The organism is Denitrificimonas caeni (genome assembly GCF_027498055.1).
In the GTDB taxonomy this organism is placed as follows: Bacteria; Pseudomonadota; Gammaproteobacteria; order Pseudomonadales; family Pseudomonadaceae; genus Denitrificimonas.
On the sequence record NZ_CP114976.1, the window covers coordinates 492622 to 510278 of the forward strand.

The window sequence follows — 17657 nt, forward strand, 5'->3', positions numbered from 1 at the left end:
CGCTTTTTCAGTTTAAAATCCGGATAAAAATATATTTAGCATGCTAAATGATCGTCAAAAAGCTCTAAAAATGGCATTTTTTTACCACTTTGCAAATTTTCAATTACCAGCCAGGAACACCTTCACGAATGATTTTTGAATAATTTGGGCTTTGCTGCGCTTGCTTGGAGCGTTCAGTAATACGTCCAGCAGTGCGTAACTGGGCTAAATCGAAGCCATCAGTGAGACCATCTAGCTCGGCCACATAACTGGGCAAATAGCCGGTCAGCAGCAGACGAGAATCTAAGGGTAAACCACCGCTAATATGCTGCATCATGCCGAATACCAAAGTGGTGCAATTGGCCGTAACCGTATTATAAAAACGTGGCTCTTCTAGCAACTGATTGGCTTGTTCAATATAGGATAAAAACAGTTGGCGGCGAATGGCTGCAGGCATGTCGATGCGGTACAAGTAAGTGTCTTCACCGCGCACATTCGGGCGAACAGCAATAGCGTCGCGCTCATCGGTGGCAAGGATGCTTAGTTCATACTGTTTAAAAAAGCCGGCAACTTCGGAGAACTGTTGGCCTTGCTTTTTGCGGATTTCCACAGAAAAAGTCACAAACTGATCGTCCGCAAAACCAAAAGAAACCAGCACATGAGCAATGGCATCCATGCCCCAATGTGAGGTCAGCATATCCACAGAGGTGAGTTTGCTTAAATCATAATGACGGGTTTCCCAGCGCGCGGTGTAATCGGTTTCGGAGTGCCAATCAAAATTACGCACATTGTATAGCGTCACTTGATTACCCTGTACTTCACCGTAGGTCATTTGCGCGACGTCATCTTCCCAAAGGTGCTGATTGCTGGGGGTTAAGTTGTACCACCAGGTGAGCAGGGCGGCATGCATGACCAAGTACATAAAAAAGCCTTGCCACACGCTGATGCGCCATAGACGCAGGAGCGCTAAGACGGTGAGGCCGAGCCAGAGCAGTAAGGCTAACGCTAACCATGGCATTGGTAGTGGTAGTTGATAGTACAGCGCTAAGCTGCCCCACAGCGCGGCACAGAGAATAAAGAGTGACAGCAGTAGTTTTAAGCCAGCGCTGAGCATAGCGCGTGTATTAATCGACATAGGAAACCCCGTTGGTGTCATGTAAATGCTCATGCAAGATGCGTCTGACTTCAACAATGGCAGCAGGTGTTTCTTGTACGCTATGCCATGAGCGAATAACTTTTTCTGATTGTGCTCCGGCCAAGTGGGAGCTGCTGTAAGGCACGACACCGTCGCTGGAGAGTTGTAAGCTTAAATCCGGAGTGTCGTTACCAATAATTGAGTGATAGGGCACGTGTTCTGCGATGGGCAGATCAGCGGCTAAGCGCACAAAAGGGTCTTGGTCGCTGAGGTTGGAGATGCTATTGAGTGGTCGAGTCAGTGGTGCTGCATTTGCAGAGCTTGGGTCAACTAATAATTGCGCAATTTCGGTAATGCGCCCCAACATCGATACCGGCAATTTAACCAGCCCAGCAAACCAGCGTGAAAAGCGGTTTTCAGCAAAAGGAGTGCCACGGTGCGGAGCAGCAATAAAGACTGCACGACTGACTTCAGGCATCGGTTTAAACCAAGCATAGTTGTGTAGTTTTTTTCGCGCTTTTTCTTTACGCTCACCTTCCAAGTTGTATGTTTTAACAATGGGTTCCCAAAAGTTATCCCCAGAGTCAGAAGTCAATAAGCGCGCTAAAACACCGCCCATACTATGGCCAATAAGTACCACATCTTGTGAGGCACGGTTCTGGCCCTCAGGGTCAAATGCTTTTAGAGTTTCTTTAATGGCTTTGCGTATTTCATGCTGATTAAAAGCCAGCGGCGCATTGGTCGGATAATAGACCTGCCACACCTGATAATTTTTTCGCAGCGTTTCGTCGCCCAGTACTTCGTTGGCAACATTAATCCAAGCTTCTGGGCTGCTGGCTAAACCGTGCAGCATAATAATAACGCGGCGTCTTGGGTCGTAGGGTTGCATCAGGTAAACCCTTGGTTTTTCTAGTACCTCACCGCGTCCGACTAAGGTCAGTAGAGATTGTTTGGCAAAGCCGGAGCGGGCCAACCAGAGGCCATAACCTGAAGTGAAGTTGGCAGCGAGCGGTACTTGATTACCTGCTAAGCGCACACTATTACGTTTGTAAGGGTCAAAACCCAAGAGTTCAACTTCTTGGGTGTTAAGGACTTCTTCTAAGGTGTCGCCAGAAAAACGTAAGACGGCGGTGATTGCTGGGAAAGGGGTTTCACTAAAGGCTTCTTCGCGGCTGTTTTTATTCACCACGCGCTTGGCGGAAACGGCGACTAACTCTGCTCCTATGCCGTCACGACGGTATTGGTTGCGCAGGCCTTTGAAGGTTAATGAGGATGCTGGAATCAACTGCTCGGGGATTTTTTGATGCTCGGCCAGACGTACTTCATTGAGCTGGCCATGGATGCTCCAATTATTTGCGGTAATGGCGAACTGGCCTTGTGGATCAATGCTTTCTTGGAGTCGCTGTTGATGGTGGTTAAAGGTACGGGTCACTGTTTGTTGTACGGCAAAGTTGTAGTAATCGCGCACTTGGGTTTGTCGATCTTCTAAGGCCCGCTCATTGGGCGAGCGCTGGGTTAAAAACAAATAAGCGTAGGCATGGCGCGCGCTTTCTAAATACGCATTAAGCACATCTTCAGCGAGAGCGCCTTCATTGATCTTTTGATCCATGGCCAGGGCTTCTTGCAACCAAAGCTCAGATAAGGCTGACATGCGCTGCTCATCATCGATACCAATATTGTTGGCCACTTGCTTTCGGCACTCTTGCGGTATGTTGCGGCATTGTTTTTCATCAATACCTGCCACTTGCAGGGCAACACCAACCGCTGAGCTCATTTCGCCGGTGGTTAAAATGTCACCACGGCGCTGCGAGATATAATCGTTGGTACTGACCGACACGGTTTTGACTCCGGCACAGCCGCTTAGTAAAACCAAGCCCAATAGGGTAAGAAAAATACTGCGATATAGATGAGAATTAAGCACGTAACAGCCTATAAAGATGGGCAAGTGAAGGATTCAAGCGTATGCGAGCACTGAGGTTGCATCTGCAGGTGGCTATTTTGGAGGTTATTCAGCGCTAAGGCTATGGGCTAATTGCATATTTTTAATGGTGCATTTTTGCCTGTCAGGATTTGACGAAAACGAAGTGGGGAAAGAGCCTCAGCCGCAGTTGTTTAGCGCTGCGACTGAGGCGCTGCTTAGTGAATATCGCCAAAGTTCACATATTTGACTTCAAGGTACTCATCCAAGCCGTATTTAGAGCCTTCCCGGCCAAGGCCTGAGGCTTTTACGCCACCAAAGGGGGCCACTTCGTTAGAAATAGCGCCAGTGTTGACGCCAACCATGCCGTACTCCAAAGCTTCAGAAACACGGAAGCAGCGGCCAATATCACGGCTGTAAAAGTAGGCTGCTAAGCCAAACTCAGTGTCATTGGCCAAAGCAATGGCCTCTTGCTCATCGTTAAAGCGCATTAATGCGGCCACTGGGCCAAAGGTTTCTTCGCGAGCTAAGAGGGCATTGTGCGCCACGTCGGTGAGTACCGCAGGTTGTAAGAATGTGCCTTCAGTAACTTTGCCGCCACATTGCAGAGTTGCGCCCAGTTGCAGTGCATCGGCAATATGCGCTTGGGCTTTATCCACCGCGGCCTGATTGATCAAGGGGCCAATATTGACACCGGCGCTGCGGCCATCGCCCATAGACAGTTGCTCGACTGCAGCGGTGAGGCGTTGGGCAAACTCAGCGTACACTGCATCTTGCACATAAAAGCGGTTAACACAGACACAGGTTTGCCCAGCGTTACGAAACTTAGCGGCGATAGCACCACTGACGGCCGCGTCAATATCCGCATCATTGAAGACAATAAAAGGCGCATTACCGCCTAACTCTAAAGAGACCTTTTTAATATCATCAGCACATTGGCGCAGTAAATTGCGGCCAACATCGGTGGAGCCAGTAAAAGACAGTTTGCGCACTAAAGAGTTACTGGTGAGCTCGCCGCCAATGGCGCTGGCACTGCCGGTCAGTACCGATAAAACCCCGTCGGGAACTCCAGCGCGCTGGGCTAGCAGCATTAACGCTAATGCGCTAAAAGGCGTGGCCGATGCCGGCTTAATCACCATGCTACAACCTGCAGCCAAAGCTGCGCCGGCTTTACGGGTAATCATTGCGGCGGGGAAATTCCACGGGGTAATAGCAGCACAGACGCCTATGGGTTGTTTAATCACCATTAAGCGCGAGCTGCTGCTGGGGCTGGGTATGGTGTCGCCGTAAGCGCGCTTACCTTCTTCAGCGAACCATTCAATAAAGGACGCGGCGTAGGCAATTTCACCGCGGGCTTCGGCTAACGGCTTGCCCTGCTCTAAGGTCATGATTAAAGCCAAGTCGTCTTGATTCTCAAGCATCAACTCAAACCAGCGGCGCAAGATTTTCCCGCGCTCTGCTGCGGTTTTACTGCGCCATGCTATTAGAGCAGAATTTGCAGCTTGGATAGCGCGCTGGGTTTCAGCCGCCCCCATATTAGGTACAGAACCTAACAGCTCACCATTGGCTGGGTTATGCACCGCTAGTGTTTGCGCAGAATCAGCTGCGCACCATTGACCGGCAATACACGCCTGTTGGCGCAGGAGGGTGGGGTCACTTAACTGCATAATGGCCTCCGCAATACGGGGTAAGAAATAAACAGTTTGCCGTTGTGTCAACAGCAGGCACTGGATGAGTTTATTAAGCGGCTCATAGGCGATAAATACAAGCGCTGCGCTGATTGATCTTTATTTTAGATTTATATCTGCTCCTGAAACCTGTACAAAAGGCTTACTGTCAAGGCTCGACAACAGCGCTGGCGCAATTTAACGTAGAACTAAATCATTTCGCACTACTCAGAAATATATAAAAGCTACTCTAGAAGGTATGAGTGGCGGTGTTATCTCTGCACAAGGATCCCCCTGCACAATGGCAGTCCACAATCGACGTTGGCTTGTATTGAGTAAAACTCTACTTGGGCTAGTGCTCTGTGTGCTGGTTATATTTGCCTGCTTAATGACTTATGTTTGGTATTACGCACAAGAACGGCCCGTACACAGTGCACCAGCGACTATTGTGCTGGGAGCAGCAGCCTGGGGCAATAAACCCTCGCCGGTTTTCAAAGAGCGTATTCGCCATGCGGTACATCTGTATAAAACCAATATGACGCAACAGCTTATTTTTACTGGCGGAGCGTTGCGCGATGATATGCCCAGTGAGGGCGAAGTTGGCGCGCGTTGGGCAATTAAACTTGGGGTTGCCCCTGAAGATACCGCCTACGAAGGGACGTCACGTGACACTTGGTACAACTTAAAAAATGCCAATGTCATTTTGCAGCAGCAACACATCACTTCAGTTATTTTGGTCAGTGATTATTTTCATCTGGCCCGTGCTGGGGTGATGGCCCGCGATTTAAATCTAGACGTGCAGTTGTCGCCCACCCCAACCTCTAAATTTAATAGTTTTTCAGCGGCAGATAAGTTCAAACTGTACTTGAAAGAAAGCTATTTTATTGTGGGCCATCAGCTACGTAAATTAGTGGAGCCTGGCTTTTATGATGCTGAGTTAACCCCAGCAGAAGCTGCGGTGCAGGTGCCGACTTTATAGCTTGGCAACTGCTGAGCTTAATGGAGCGAATGATTGATCAATACAGCTGGCTCAAGGTGAGTAATGAGTTGCCCACCTTGAGCACCGTCAGCCGCTTTATAGACCTAAAAAGTTAAAGGCTGTGGCATCAACAAACTGATCAGCAACTTGCCCTGACAGCAGTCGACTCTGATTTTTGCCTAGTTTTAACGTGCGCACTTTGCCGGTTTTTTCTGAGAAGTCTAATTCCTTGAGATCCACCCAGAATATGCTTTGCCCCATAGCTGACTCAAAAAAGTACAGCTGGTTTTTATGGTCAATCACAGTCCGCCAGCGGGTTGAAGAAATATTGGGCTGGTCTGGGGTGCTAATACCATAAGGCACAGACACGTTACGGATGACGCTGAACATACTGGCCAGTGACTCTTCTGGGCCAGCCGCTTGTGGTACCGCATTGACATAAAAAGAGGCGCGGGCAAATCGGTCAGCGGCACGGTTGGTACCCGGTAACATCGTGGTGCCACCAATTTGCTGCCAGTAGGCATCTAAAGCCAGTTGCTTATCGTAGGTGGGAGAGTTGGTCATCACTTGATATTTGCGATTGTGGTGAATCACTTGCTTGCCATCAATGTACTCAATAATTGCGCTATCACCGGTGGCGTCGGAGAGTGATAAGTGCAGAGAAGCTAAGCGCGCTTCGCCGGGCACATCAGCAGTAACTAAGGTGAAGGGTACTTTTTCCAAAGCCTTTACGGCGGAGTCCACATCGGCAAAGTTATCCAATACATATTGCGCCCAAGCGGCAATGCTTAAACCGGGCTTGCTACTGTCGTCAAACTCAGGGTATTGCGATTCAACCAGCCACAATACGTTTGCAGCTAAACCTTTTTCATTGATGCCATCGGTGGTAGAAATATCAAAGCCTGAGGTGATCAGGCTGCCGTATTTTGAAGTCCACTCAATGGAGTTTTCACCGGCCATGCCGGAGCGTTGCATGCCCCGTGGAAATACCCATAAGTTACTGGCTATATCGACTTTCCAGTCCATGGAGCGGGCAGTAATAATGCGATCATTCTCACCTAAATAGACAACACGGGTGCAGGCATCGGCAATACCTGCGCCGAGCAACATGCCGGCAGCGCAAGCAGCTAATCCTGAGCGTTTGGCTTTTTGGAAAAATTTAAGCATCGTTTTATCCTTTTTTAAGTTAAAAGCGCACGGTTAAACCGAGTACTGGACCTGCTTGGCGTACGTCATAATTAAAGCTGTTACCGGTAAAATCACGGGTTTTGTAGCGTTGTGATAAATAGCGGTAACCAACTCGCAACATAGTGGGTTGCTGAGCAATAAAGGTGCGGTAGCCCAAGTACACTTGGCCGTTATAGGTCTTTTTATTGGATGTATCAAAACCGCCAACATCGGCCAAGGCGGAAATATTCCAATGTTTGTCTAAGTCAGCGCTGGCGCGCACCCCGATAAAAGGGTCGTACCAGTCGGTTTTTTTCTCGAATTTAAGCCCCAGCGCTGTATTGGCCAGTGAGGCTTTGAGTTTGGTCCAGCGCACACCAATGGTTGGGTCGATGGTGAAATGGCGCGGCTCATTAAAGACAGTGCTACCGCCTAAATCAGAGGTGTAAATCCGATAAAAAGCACCGGCAGCTAAGGTGGTTTGTTTGACGGCTACTTTTATTTTTTGCCCCATAACATGTTCGGTCTGGCTGGTATCAACGTTAATCGCATCCAAATAAGCACCAAAACGGTGATTGCTCAGCTCGATATTGCCCATAAATACTGAGTCCAGATCACTCACAATATCGGCAAAAGGCATGTCCACATCGGCTTTTTTACCGGCGATAGCGAGATCACCTTTTAACGATGCACCCCATACAAAAGGACTGACCAGCAGCAGCCATTCTTGCTCTTGTGTATTGTGCTGCGCAGCCGCAAAAGTTGATAAGCCCAGAGTTATACAGGCCACAAAGATTTTTTTGGCGCAAACAGGCATGGTTATTAATCCACCATCAGAGCTGAAAATATGAATATATTATTTATACGCGTTATCGAGGAGGGCTGCCAGTGTCGCGAAGTAGGGGGCTGTTTATCGGCAGTGGGTAAAACTGGGGTATCAGGAAGGGCTGGCTATTATAGAGGGGCAGTACTAAATAGCTTCAGAACTGCTGCAGCGTACGCTATTGCGTGAGGGGTGTTTACACTCAGGTGTGGTTCTGCATTCTGATAATGGAGCACCAATGAAGTCACAGACGATGCGAGCAAAAGCTTACGAGCTTGGTGTTACAACGTCTTACAGTCGCCCTCGAGTGAGTAACGACAATCCATTTGCAGAGTCATTATTTAGAACCTGCAAGTACTGCCGGCTATCGTGAGTCTGAAGCCAGCTGGCTTGAACTGCTGAATGGTCTGGTTGCACGAGGACTTACCAATTACCCAAAGTTGGCAACAGCTGACGGGGCTTTGGGCTTCTGGAAGGCTCTGAGCAAAGTATACCCGCAGACCAAACAACAACGCTGCTGGGTGCATAAAACGGCCAATGTGCTCAATAAATTGCCCAAAGCAGTACAGCCCAAAGTGAAGGAGGCACTGCATGATATTTGGATGGCTGAGACGCGTGAGAAGGCTCATAAAGCCTTTGATATAGCGCTGGAAAGGTTTACTGCTAAGTATCCACGCGCTATGGAATGCTTAGCTAAAGACCGTGAGAGCATGTTGGCTTTCTACGATTTTCCAGCAGAACATTGGGTGAGTATACGCACCACCAACCCAATTGAATCTGCCTTCGCTACAGTACGTTTAAGAACCAGCAAAACCCGCAATTGCGGATAAAGAAACACAACCCTAGCAATGGTTTATAAATTGCTGCAATCAGCGCAGAAGCGCTGGAACCGCCTGAAAGGATTTCAACTGCTAACCCTCGTGGTCAATAACGTTAAATTCCAAGACGGCGAACAAGTAATGGAGCAATCAGACAGGAAAACCGCCTGATGCTCGTACACCAGATTTGACCATAACTCGGCCAGCGCTGACAGATAGGGGTGGCAGTCATTTCTAAAGCTGCATTTTTTTCGGGCAAAAACAAGCTGGTCTCTGTTTGGTCTCAACTCGGTCTCAATTAAAAAACAGCGATTTTTGCGACCAAACGGGCGGAGGTCATGACATCTACCCTAGAGACCAATAAAAAATGACCTCTGCTTTTTAGGGGCGGCACTCTTGGAGCTTTTTTGACTAAAACCAGTAGCTGTAACATGCTGATTTTAAAGGGAAATGGCGCACTCGGCGGGATTCGAACCCACGACCCTTGCCTTCGGAGGGCAATACTCTATCCAGCTGAGCTACGAGTGCAAGCGAGCGATTATACATGATTTCAAAGATTTGCCCACTGCGCGTTTTACGGCACTTCGACGAGTGGGGCCGTTGGCTCGGCTCTTATTGAGTGCGTGGCTTCTCTTGTTTTTTAAGCCACTGTGTTGGAGCCGCCCTAGCTGATCAGCGGTTGCGGTTTCTGTAACGGTGACCACTCGGTGACCAAACTGTGTCCAGCGTATAAAAAATGCGTACTGCTTCTGCGCAAATATGATGGCTGTTTTTTAGGTCAGCGGTAAAACCCCCAGTGATTCCAGTTTCTTGGATGGCTATTACCAAAGTCGCGAAAAGCCGCGTACTTTGAGTGCGAGGATGAATAGCGAGGGCGGCGTAAGCTGCCCCTGAACAGGTCGTTAAAGTCTTTGCAGTGCGAGCGCATACTGGTATTATATACAGCATGATAAAGCACACCAAAACGCTCAAAGTTCGAGTGAAAGATAAGCATGTGCCGCTGCTAAACAGCATGGCACGAAGCGTCAATTTCGTCTGGAACTTTGTCAATGAATTAAGTCAGCGCTCGATTAAAGAGCGTGGTGTGTTTTTGTCGGCCTATGATGTTCAGAAGTATACCAATGGCGCAGGTAAGGACTTAGGGCTACACAGCCAAACAGTGCAGCGTATTGCAGTTGAGTATGTCACGCGCCGCAAACAGTTTAATAAGGCGCGGTTGAGTTGGCGCAAAACGGGTGGTGTCAGGCGTTCACTTGGCTGGATTCCCGTTAATACGGCTGCGGCACAGTGGAAAAATGGTCAGGTCTACCACAACGGCCACTACTTCAACGTGTGGGACAGTTATGGCTTGAGCCAGTACAAGTTTCGCTCTGCCAGCTTCAATGAAGATGCCCGTGGCCGCTGGTACTTCAATGTGGTGGTGGATGTGCAGGCTGAGATACCAGCAGGACAAGACCGTATCGGTATTGACCTTGGCTTAACCGACACAGCCACGTGTTCGGACGGCACAAAGCTGGAGGCGGGTTGTTTCTACCGTGACCTTGAAGAGAAATTAGCCGTAGCACAACGGGCTAAAAATAAAACCCAAGTCAAAACCATTCACGCCAAAATCGCGAATCGTAGAAAAGACGCATTGCACAAGTTCAGCCGCACGTTGGTCAACCGCTGCGGTGAAATCTATGTCGGCAATGTCAGTAGTTTAAAACTCGTTAAAACCAAGATGGCCAAGTCAGTGTTGGACGCTGGCTGGGGTCAATTAAAAACAATGTTGGACTATAAGTGCGCTCACGCAGGCATTGTTTTTAAGGAAGTGAACGAGGCATACACCACCCAAACCTGTTCGAGTTGTGGCAGTTTGCCCGAATCGAGGCCGAGAGGTATCGCAGGGCTTGGAATAAGAGAATGGACGTGCAGTGGGTGCGGTGTTGCCCACGACCGTGATATAAACGCGGCACAAAATATTCTCGCGGCCGGGCATGGCCGTCTAGCAGTAGGAATCCCCGACCTTTAGGTCGGGGAGGATGTCAATCATTGTAAATCTCCAAGCGGCCAGCATCGGGCAACTTGAGGAGACTACAAATTAGACCAGGCTATTTTTAGTCCACAGGCAGCCGTCAGCAAGCGCGCTGATTATATTATGCTGTGAAGTCCAACACGGACTTATACAAGAACTTTCCATATAGCCTTTATTTCCTCTGACAGCCGCTTATGCGGCGCACGAATATTAGGCCAAGCGCTGTGTGATAGCAAATATGCTTGACTTTTAATGTTTGAAGAGTTGTTTTTTAGCGGTTAACTCAAGGCAGTAGCATTAATAATATGATGCAACAGCTCTGTGTTATGGCGGAATAAAAGTGTACTTCAGTACTGTAACTTCAACGCGTAACAATAATGTTTAACTCAACTTCAAAGCCTGCATTTTGCCCAGTAGCCGGAGAGTGTAAATTGAGCTGAAGGCCGGCACCGCTAGCGATTGCATCAACAATTGCTAAACCAATACCAGAGCCCAAACTTCTGCTGTTGGCGCGGACAAAGCGCTGGCGCAGCAAGGCTAATTGCTCCGCAGGGATCACAGCGCCGTCATTGATGACGCGTAATCGACCTTGAGCGCTGAGGCTGATGTGGATGGGGTGCTGGTCGGCGCCATGTTTTAAGGCGTTTTCAATTAAATTGCGCACTAAAATCGCGAAGGCATCTGGGTCGAGCAGGGATAGCACAGCATTATTTGGCAGTTCTAAGTGCAAACGATGCGGTGCTTGATACTCGTAGTCTTTGACGATCATTTGCAAAATTGGAGTAAGGTCATTGGGGCTGGCGCTAAGTACACTGCCACCTTCGGCTTTAGCCAGCTCTAGCAGCTTTTCCGACAAGGCAGATAAGGTGCGCAGCGAGGTTTCAATGTCTTGGGCTTGGAGGTTAACCGATGCATCTTGAGACTGACGTTGCAGGCGCTGTAGTTTGGCTAGGGCGGTCGCCAGCGGGGTGCGTAGCTCATGGGCACTGTTGGCGGTAAAGCTGCGCTCTGCTTCTAAAGCGCGGCGCAGGCGCTCTAGGAGATGATTTACCGCACTCAGTAACGGCGCAAACTCTGCTGGCAACTGCTCCACTTTGACTGCGGATAAATCACCAGCATCACGGGCGGCGACCCGCTGTTGTAGCTCGACGACTTTGCGCAGTGAGCGCTTTATCAGCCACCACACGGCCAATAAACTTAAAGGAATGAGCAGTAGCAAAGGTGTCAATAAAGCTAAAATAACACTCCACACTGCGCTGTGGCGGTGGGCTAGGGGTTCGGCCACTTCAATATAAATACTGCCTCTAACTGCGTTTGCACCATAAAAACGGTGGGTGGCCGTTTCATAAAAACCTGTTCGCGGTAGCGCGCTAAAAACATTTAAATCAACATCATGGGATTGCAGCAATAGTTCCCCTGATGGTTTGCGCACGAGGTAGGTGAGGTGCTCATCGTGAGCCTCTAAAGCTTGGATACGCTGTGCATTGCTGTCGCTATCGCTATCGCTATCGCTGTCGCGGCTCAAAATCTCAGTTGCTGCTAACGGTAGAATACGTTGTGCAGTTTCTTCTAAAGCGCTATCAAATACCGTATTCATTTTATCCTGCGCAATAAAACCCGCAGTCACAACAGCCAGCAACCACAGCAAGCTAATGCTAATGCTCAGTGAAACGCCAAGGGTTTTCTGTAGGCTTGTGTGATTGCTCATAGGCCTAATCGATATCCCATACCGCGCACTGTGACAATGGCATCACGGCCGAGCTTTTTGCGTAAACGGCTGATATAGACTTCGATGATATTGCTCTCGATTTCTGCCCCAAACTGGTACAAACGATCCTCTAACTGCGCCTGCGACAGCAACATGCCTGGGCGCTGCAAGAAACTTTCAAATAATGCCCACTCCCGAGCAGTCAGCTCCAGCGCTACGCCATCGCGGCTAATGCTGTGCGTGCTCAGATCAATTGCTAAGTCGCCCAATTGCAGTAAAGGGTTAGGGTTGCCACTGTAACGGCGGGCTACCGCAGCAACGCGGGCAGATAACTCCGACAGATCAAAAGGTTTGATCAAATAATCATCAGCACCAGCATTTAATCCCGCAATACGGTCGGAGACTTGATCCAGCGCCGTGAGAATAATGACCGGTGTGCTAGCGCCTGCTGCCCGTAGTTTCTTCAGAAAATCTAAGCCGTGACCATCGGGCAGCATCAGGTCGAGCAAAATCAAATTATAAGAGGTGGTGTTTATACAGGCTTCAGCAAAGCTGAGGTTTTGCGCCCAGTCGACAGCGTGGCCGTCATCACTGATTTGATCGCGTACGGCTTCACCTAAGCCAGCGGTGTCTTCAACTAGGAGTACTCGCATGGTGCACCTTTAATCTAAGCAACTAGCCAAGATACTACAGCCATGAGCTGACAGCAGTCTGAATTGTAATTTGTGTATTATTGCACGATATTTTCTCGTCTATTCAGGTTTCTGTCAGCTCGGGGGCTTAAAGTGACAGACACCAACCAAGAGGAAAGACACCATGAAAATCAAACCTATTGTTCTGAGTCTGTCATTATTGGCTATGAGTGCCGGCGTTTTTGCCGATGATGACTGCACTGATCCAGTTGCTGATTGGCAGCCACGGGAAAACTTACGTTTGCAGCTGGAAGAGCAGGGCTGGACGGTGCAGCGCATTAAAGTTGATGACGGTTGCTATGAGGTCAAAGGGCTGGACAGCAATGGTCACCGAGTTAAAGCTGAGTTCGCGCCTGCCTCACTTAATTTGATGGAAATTAAAGTTAAAATTAATCGTGAGGATGCCAAGGACACAGATGACTTCCGCCACACAATTGAGCGCTTTACCAAGTCTGAGCCTGCGCCGACAGCTGCGGCGGGGCAAGCCCAGCCGAAACAAAAAGTGCAGTAACTTACTCAAGGTAAGTAGTAAACAAGAAAACCCTCTCTAGCATGGCTACAGAGGGTTTTTTGTTGTTTAAGTGCAGCAATCCTAGGCTGGCATTGCTGCGCTGGATGTGCTGTGCTTACCCGTCAATTGGTTTGTCGTCAGTGACAACAATGTGGTGGGTCGCGCGCGCTTTAGGGTGTACCCAAAGGTGATGTTTGGGGGCGTTGTGAGATTTAATATGCACCAGCTCATGGTTGGTGGTTTTGCCTTTTTTGCTATGCATTGCATACACCAAGAAGGGGAGTAAAAAGACAATAATAAAGCTCACCACTAACAAGCCCACGTAGATTTCTGTTTCTTCACCACCTGGCAAGGAGCTTGGCGGTACGAATGAAACAAGGAAAGCTAAGATGGAAATCGTTAAGCCCACTACAGCCACTATAATTTTTAAAGTAGGGCCGCCGGGGATATTGAACTCGCGTTTTTTCTCAGGCTGCTTGCGCACCAATTGGATGTAACCCAAGAACAGCATGAAGTAGCTGCACAGGTAAATCACTACGGTTAGTGCTAAAGCAATTAAGAACGACAGGTTACCGCCGCCACCGGTATTGGTTAGAGCAATCAAAGCCACAGTAGTAATCATTAGTTGGCTAATCACCAGAGCTACAGGTACGCCATTTTTGTTGACTTGGGCTAAGCGCTGCGGCAGTAAACCTTTTTGTGCAGCAACCAATAAACCCCGTGATGGACCAACAATCCACGCGGCAATTTCTGCTAAGACACCAAGCATTAGCAGCGATACCACGATGCGAATTGTCCAGCCTAGACTGGGTCCGTAATGGCCGATTAATGCTTCAAAAGCCTGAACCACACCGGCTGACAGGTTGATCTCGCTATGGGGGATCACTGCTGCTACGGCCAGACCACCGATGGAGCTTAAAGTAATGGCACACACCATTAAAAGCACCATTGCGATTGGGTAGTCGCGACCGGGGTTTTTCATTTCGTTAACGTGAGTGGCCGAAGCTTCGACACCCATGTAACTTAAAATAAAGGCGACGAAGACTACCAATGTGCCAATTTTAGTGAAGTCTGGAAAGAAGCTGGCAGCATCCATTTTGATTTGTAATGGCGCGCCGCTGACTAGGTAAGCAATGGATAAACCCACTAAAATCAGAGCGGGTACAAGAATACCGGCAAAAAAACCTATTTTGGCAATAATTGCTGTGTAGCGAGTACCTCCAAACTGAGTAAAGGCTAAGCCCCACAAAATAATTAAGCCAGCAATCGTTTTAACAATTGGGTCTGTATTGAGTGCAGGCCAGCTTAAAATATACGACAAAGCCCCGAGGACAAAGTAAAGCATGGCGATAAAGCCCACGGCGATTTGCAAGTAGCCAAATGAAATGGCGGCAAAACCCCAGCGCTCACCAAGGGTGTTAGAGACCCAAGTAAAGACACCGCCTTCTTCCCAGCCTTCTACTGTGGCCATTTCCGCTGAGCATAAGCCCACAGGAATAAACCACAAAATACCACCGAGGAGTAAAAAGAAGACTAAGCTAAAGCCGGAGGTTGCGAAGGTTGGGTATTCATACACCGCCATTACCATTGATGCAGTAATGGCAAAGAACCCCAACATAGACAACTGCTTAGTTGCAGGACTCACGCTGTTTGTAGACATAATAGCTATCCTTATTAGTAGTAACCGACTGCTCTAATAAATCGATTTTCGCACATGCTAGGCAAAGATCTTTAAACCTGAAATTATTAGGCTTGCACTCTATCTCCCAGTATTTGAAAGAAATCCAATATTAATGAGAGGCGCTATCATTGGCTCTCACGCTGTTGAATTTTAAATATACGATATGTGAAAAATCATTACAAATAGACTCTTACTTTATATTTGAATTAACTTGTGAGTTCACACACCTCTAAGTCAAAATAGCTGGCGGCTGCGGTAATATGGTCAAATATTGCTGCTTGGATATACTCGTAATTAGCCCAGCGCGTATCTTTTACATAGGCGTAAATTTCTATTGGGTAGCCATACTCGGTGGGCTGTAAAGCTCTAATGGTTGGAGCGTTCTCTTGATTGATAGCCGAGTTGTGTGCCAGATAGGTGGCGATATATTTTCTAAACACACCAAAGTTGGTTAGGTTACGGCCGTTAACCATTAGCTCTTTATTGACATTGTTCTTTAGGTTGCTGGTTTCAATATCTGTTTGCCGTTCTTGGAGGTATTGCGTAATCAGTTGAATGCTCTTCATTCTTTCTACGTCTTCTGGGGTCAGAAATTTAATCGTCGAGGGTTTGATAATGATCGAGCGCTGAATTTGCCGGTTACCGGACTCATACATTGAGCGCCAGTTTTGAAATGAACCTGAGATGAGCGTGTAGGTAGGGATAGTGGTGACGGTGTTATCAAAGTTACGTACTTTTACCGTGGTTAGGTTGATTTCTATAACGTAACCATCAGCACCACAGCTCTTCATCGTGACCCAGTCGCCGATTCTTACCATGTCGTTCATCGCCACCTGAATACTGGCGACAATGCCCAAAATGGTGTCTTTAAAAATCAGCATTAAAACTGCAGAAATAGCTCCTAAGGTGCCAAAAAAACCGGTTATGGATTTGTCGGTAAATTTCACATATAAAAATGCTAAGGCAATAAAGTACAGCACCAACATTATAATTTGGGCATAACTTTCTAGAGGTTTATCGCGATATGAGTCGAGGGTCTTTAGAAAGTGACACATACCTTTCAAAATAGCGCCGAGCAAGCGTAGGACAAACCAGAGAAAAATAGTGTCGAGGACGGCGATGACTTTGGGTAACAGCTCTGGGAAATCAACCCGAAACAGCGGAATAATCAGGCCCAGTAGAATGACTGGGATCAAATTAGCCATATGATGGGCGACTTTATATTGGCCTAGAGAGCTGAGTAGTTGCCGTTCTTTGAGGTCTCTTTTACTGGCCTGGGTTAAAAAAAGCCCCAGTAGCCAATTACTGATTACGCGCCCAACTAGAAAAAACACTACTCCCAGCAGTATTACCAGGCTAAATACCACATGTTTTATGTTGGCGTCAGATAAGCCAAAATCAGCCAATAGAATATTGGTCAGCTGCGTCATTTTGGCAATGGAGGGAAACATATTCATTGATATTTTCGAGCCCAGGAAATGAGTGCGGTAAATATGGCTCCGGTCAGAGCAGCATGGTGTGACTCTGACCGGTATTGCGGCGATTAGGCTGCTGGCGTGCCTAAGAAATGAAAGTCTGGGTGCGGCTGGAACTCAGCGTTGGTTTTACCAGAAAAAATATTGCGTTCATTGGCGCCTAGATCCAGTTTGCGTGCAGTCCATTGGCTGTCGTTAAAGTCGATACCCTTTAAATCCACCCAAAAAACATTTGGCGTTAAAGTGGACTCAAAAAAGTACAGTAAGCGCTGGTGATCCACCACTGTACGCCAGCGGGTAGAAGAAATATTTGGTTCTTCAGCAGTATTTAACCCATAAGGCACTGAGGCATTACGGATGACGCTAAGTACACTGGCTAAAGAAATATCTGGATCATCGTCGTGGGCTACTGCGTTGACGTAAAAAGATGCGCGGGCAAAGCGGTCTGCGGCGCGGTTTGTGCCGGGCAACATTACGGTGCCGCTGATCTCTTGCCAGTACTTATTCAGGGCCAGCTGTTCATCGTAGGTGGGCGAGTTGGTCATAACTTGATAGCTGCGATCGTGGTGAATGACTTGCTTGCCATCAATGTATTCAATGATGGCGCTGTCGCCGCTGCTGTCGGAGATTGACATATGCAGAGTGGCAAGGCGGTCTTCACCGGGTACTTGGGCAGTGACCAAGGTGTATGGCTCATCTTTAAGTGTGGCGACCGCATCGGCTACGCTGGCGAACTGATCGAGAATATATTGTCCCCAGATGGCAATGGACAGGGTTGGTTTGTCTGCGCTCACAGTGGGGTATTGTGATTCAACCAGCCACAGCAGGTTGACTGAAAGGCCTTTTTCATTAACGCCATCAGTGGTGGCCATATCGTAACCGGTGGACACCACGCTGCCGTAAGTTGAGGTCCAAGTTAAAGAGTTAGGGCCAATACTACCAACGCGTTTAACGCCCCGTGGCAGTTGCCAAATATTGGTATTTACATCCACTTTCCAGTCCATTGAACGGGCGGTGAAAATTTGCTGGTTTTTTCCGTGGTATACGACTCTTGTACACATAAAAACTCCTTGGATTGCTCTTGCTAGAC

At 48.2% G+C, this 17657-nt stretch carries 13 protein-coding genes, 1 tRNA gene and 2 pseudogenes; 5 read left to right on the forward strand and 11 right to left on the reverse strand.

Translation table 11 applies throughout. The features are described from left to right. Positions 1-103: 103 nt before the first annotated feature. The 3 genes from O6P33_RS02425 to gabD all read right to left on the reverse strand — a co-directional run bounded on the left by O6P33_RS02425 (position 104) and on the right by gabD (position 4699). On the reverse strand, positions 104-1114 hold the full coding sequence (locus O6P33_RS02425) for a DUF4105 domain-containing protein (RefSeq protein ID WP_269818661.1): 1011 nt from the start codon (positions 1112-1114) through the stop codon (positions 104-106). Beyond that, a complete protein-coding gene (locus O6P33_RS02430; RefSeq protein ID WP_269818662.1) occupies positions 1104-2951 on the reverse strand; it encodes an esterase/lipase family protein in 1848 nt (615 codons plus the stop codon). Before O6P33_RS02430 ends, O6P33_RS02425 begins: the two co-directional genes overlap by 11 nt. Positions 2952-3250: 299 nt before the next feature. Further along, positions 3251-4699, reverse strand: coding sequence for an NADP-dependent succinate-semialdehyde dehydrogenase (gene gabD, locus O6P33_RS02435; RefSeq protein ID WP_269818663.1), 1449 nt, complete (start codon positions 4697-4699; stop codon positions 3251-3253). 301 nt (positions 4700-5000) lie between these two features. Between gabD and O6P33_RS02440 the strand changes: the two genes are divergently transcribed. Next, positions 5001-5678, forward strand: a complete 678-nt coding sequence (locus O6P33_RS02440) for a YdcF family protein (protein WP_269818664.1) — start codon at positions 5001-5003, stop codon at positions 5676-5678. 96 nt (positions 5679-5774) lie between these two features. Here the strand turns inward: O6P33_RS02440 and O6P33_RS02445 are convergent, their stop codons facing one another. Both O6P33_RS02445 and O6P33_RS02450 read right to left on the reverse strand, forming a co-directional pair. Continuing rightward, positions 5775-6845 (reverse strand): linear amide C-N hydrolase, encoded by a 1071-nt coding sequence (locus O6P33_RS02445; protein WP_269818665.1) that lies wholly within the window; start codon positions 6843-6845, stop codon positions 5775-5777. Positions 6846-6864: 19 nt separating this feature from the next. Beyond that, entirely contained in the window at positions 6865-7662 is a 798-nt protein-coding gene (locus O6P33_RS02450) for a hypothetical protein (RefSeq protein ID WP_269818666.1), read from the reverse strand. Positions 7663-7822: 160 nt separating this feature from the next. Between O6P33_RS02450 and O6P33_RS02455 the strand changes: the two are divergent. Continuing rightward, positions 7823-8026: pseudogene (locus O6P33_RS02455) on the forward strand (IS3 family transposase); the annotation flags it as partial. A gap of 4 nt (positions 8027-8030) precedes the next feature. Further along, positions 8031-8657: pseudogene (locus tag O6P33_RS02460) on the forward strand (IS256 family transposase); the annotation flags it as partial. A 280-nt stretch (positions 8658-8937) separates the two neighbouring features. On the opposite strand, the gene O6P33_RS02465 reads toward O6P33_RS02460, so the two are convergent. Beyond that, positions 8938-9014 (reverse strand) — tRNA-Arg (locus O6P33_RS02465). 418 nt (positions 9015-9432) lie between these two features. On the opposite strand from O6P33_RS02465, the gene O6P33_RS02470 reads away from it, so the two are divergent. Then, positions 9433-10497 carry an RNA-guided endonuclease InsQ/TnpB family protein gene (locus O6P33_RS02470; protein WP_269818667.1) on the forward strand — a complete coding sequence of 355 codons (1065 nt, stop codon included), beginning with the start codon at positions 9433-9435 and terminating at the stop codon, positions 10495-10497. A 364-nt stretch (positions 10498-10861) separates the two neighbouring features. On the opposite strand, the gene O6P33_RS02475 is transcribed toward O6P33_RS02470, so the two are convergent. Continuing rightward, the gene (locus O6P33_RS02475) at positions 10862-12208 is read right to left on the reverse strand and encodes an ATP-binding protein (RefSeq protein WP_269818668.1); all 1347 of its coding nucleotides are present in this window, start codon (positions 12206-12208) and stop codon (positions 10862-10864) included. Continuing rightward, positions 12205-12861: a response regulator transcription factor gene (locus O6P33_RS02480; RefSeq protein WP_269818669.1), complete on the reverse strand. Its 657-nt coding sequence runs from the start codon at positions 12859-12861 to the stop codon at positions 12205-12207. The genes O6P33_RS02475 and O6P33_RS02480 overlap by 4 nt, the downstream gene beginning before the upstream one ends. A 163-nt stretch (positions 12862-13024) precedes the next feature. On the opposite strand from O6P33_RS02480, the gene O6P33_RS02485 reads away from it, so the two are divergent. Further along, on the forward strand, positions 13025-13411 hold the full coding sequence (locus tag O6P33_RS02485) for a PepSY domain-containing protein (RefSeq protein WP_269818670.1): 387 nt from the start codon (positions 13025-13027) through the stop codon (positions 13409-13411). Between the two features lie 115 nt (positions 13412-13526). On the opposite strand, the gene gadC is transcribed toward O6P33_RS02485, so the two are convergent. The 3 genes from gadC to O6P33_RS02500 form a co-directional block, all read right to left on the reverse strand. Further along, positions 13527-15071, reverse strand: coding sequence for a glutamate:gamma-aminobutyrate antiporter (gadC, locus tag O6P33_RS02490; RefSeq protein WP_269818671.1), 1545 nt, complete (start codon positions 15069-15071; stop codon positions 13527-13529). Between the two features lie 227 nt (positions 15072-15298). Further along, positions 15299-16549 (reverse strand): mechanosensitive ion channel family protein, encoded by a 1251-nt coding sequence (locus tag O6P33_RS02495; protein ID WP_269818672.1) that lies wholly within the window; start codon positions 16547-16549, stop codon positions 15299-15301. A gap of 86 nt (positions 16550-16635) precedes the next feature. Continuing rightward, on the reverse strand, positions 16636-17628 hold the full coding sequence (locus O6P33_RS02500) for a linear amide C-N hydrolase (protein WP_269818673.1): 993 nt from the start codon (positions 17626-17628) through the stop codon (positions 16636-16638). Between the last annotated feature and the right edge of the window lie 29 nt (positions 17629-17657).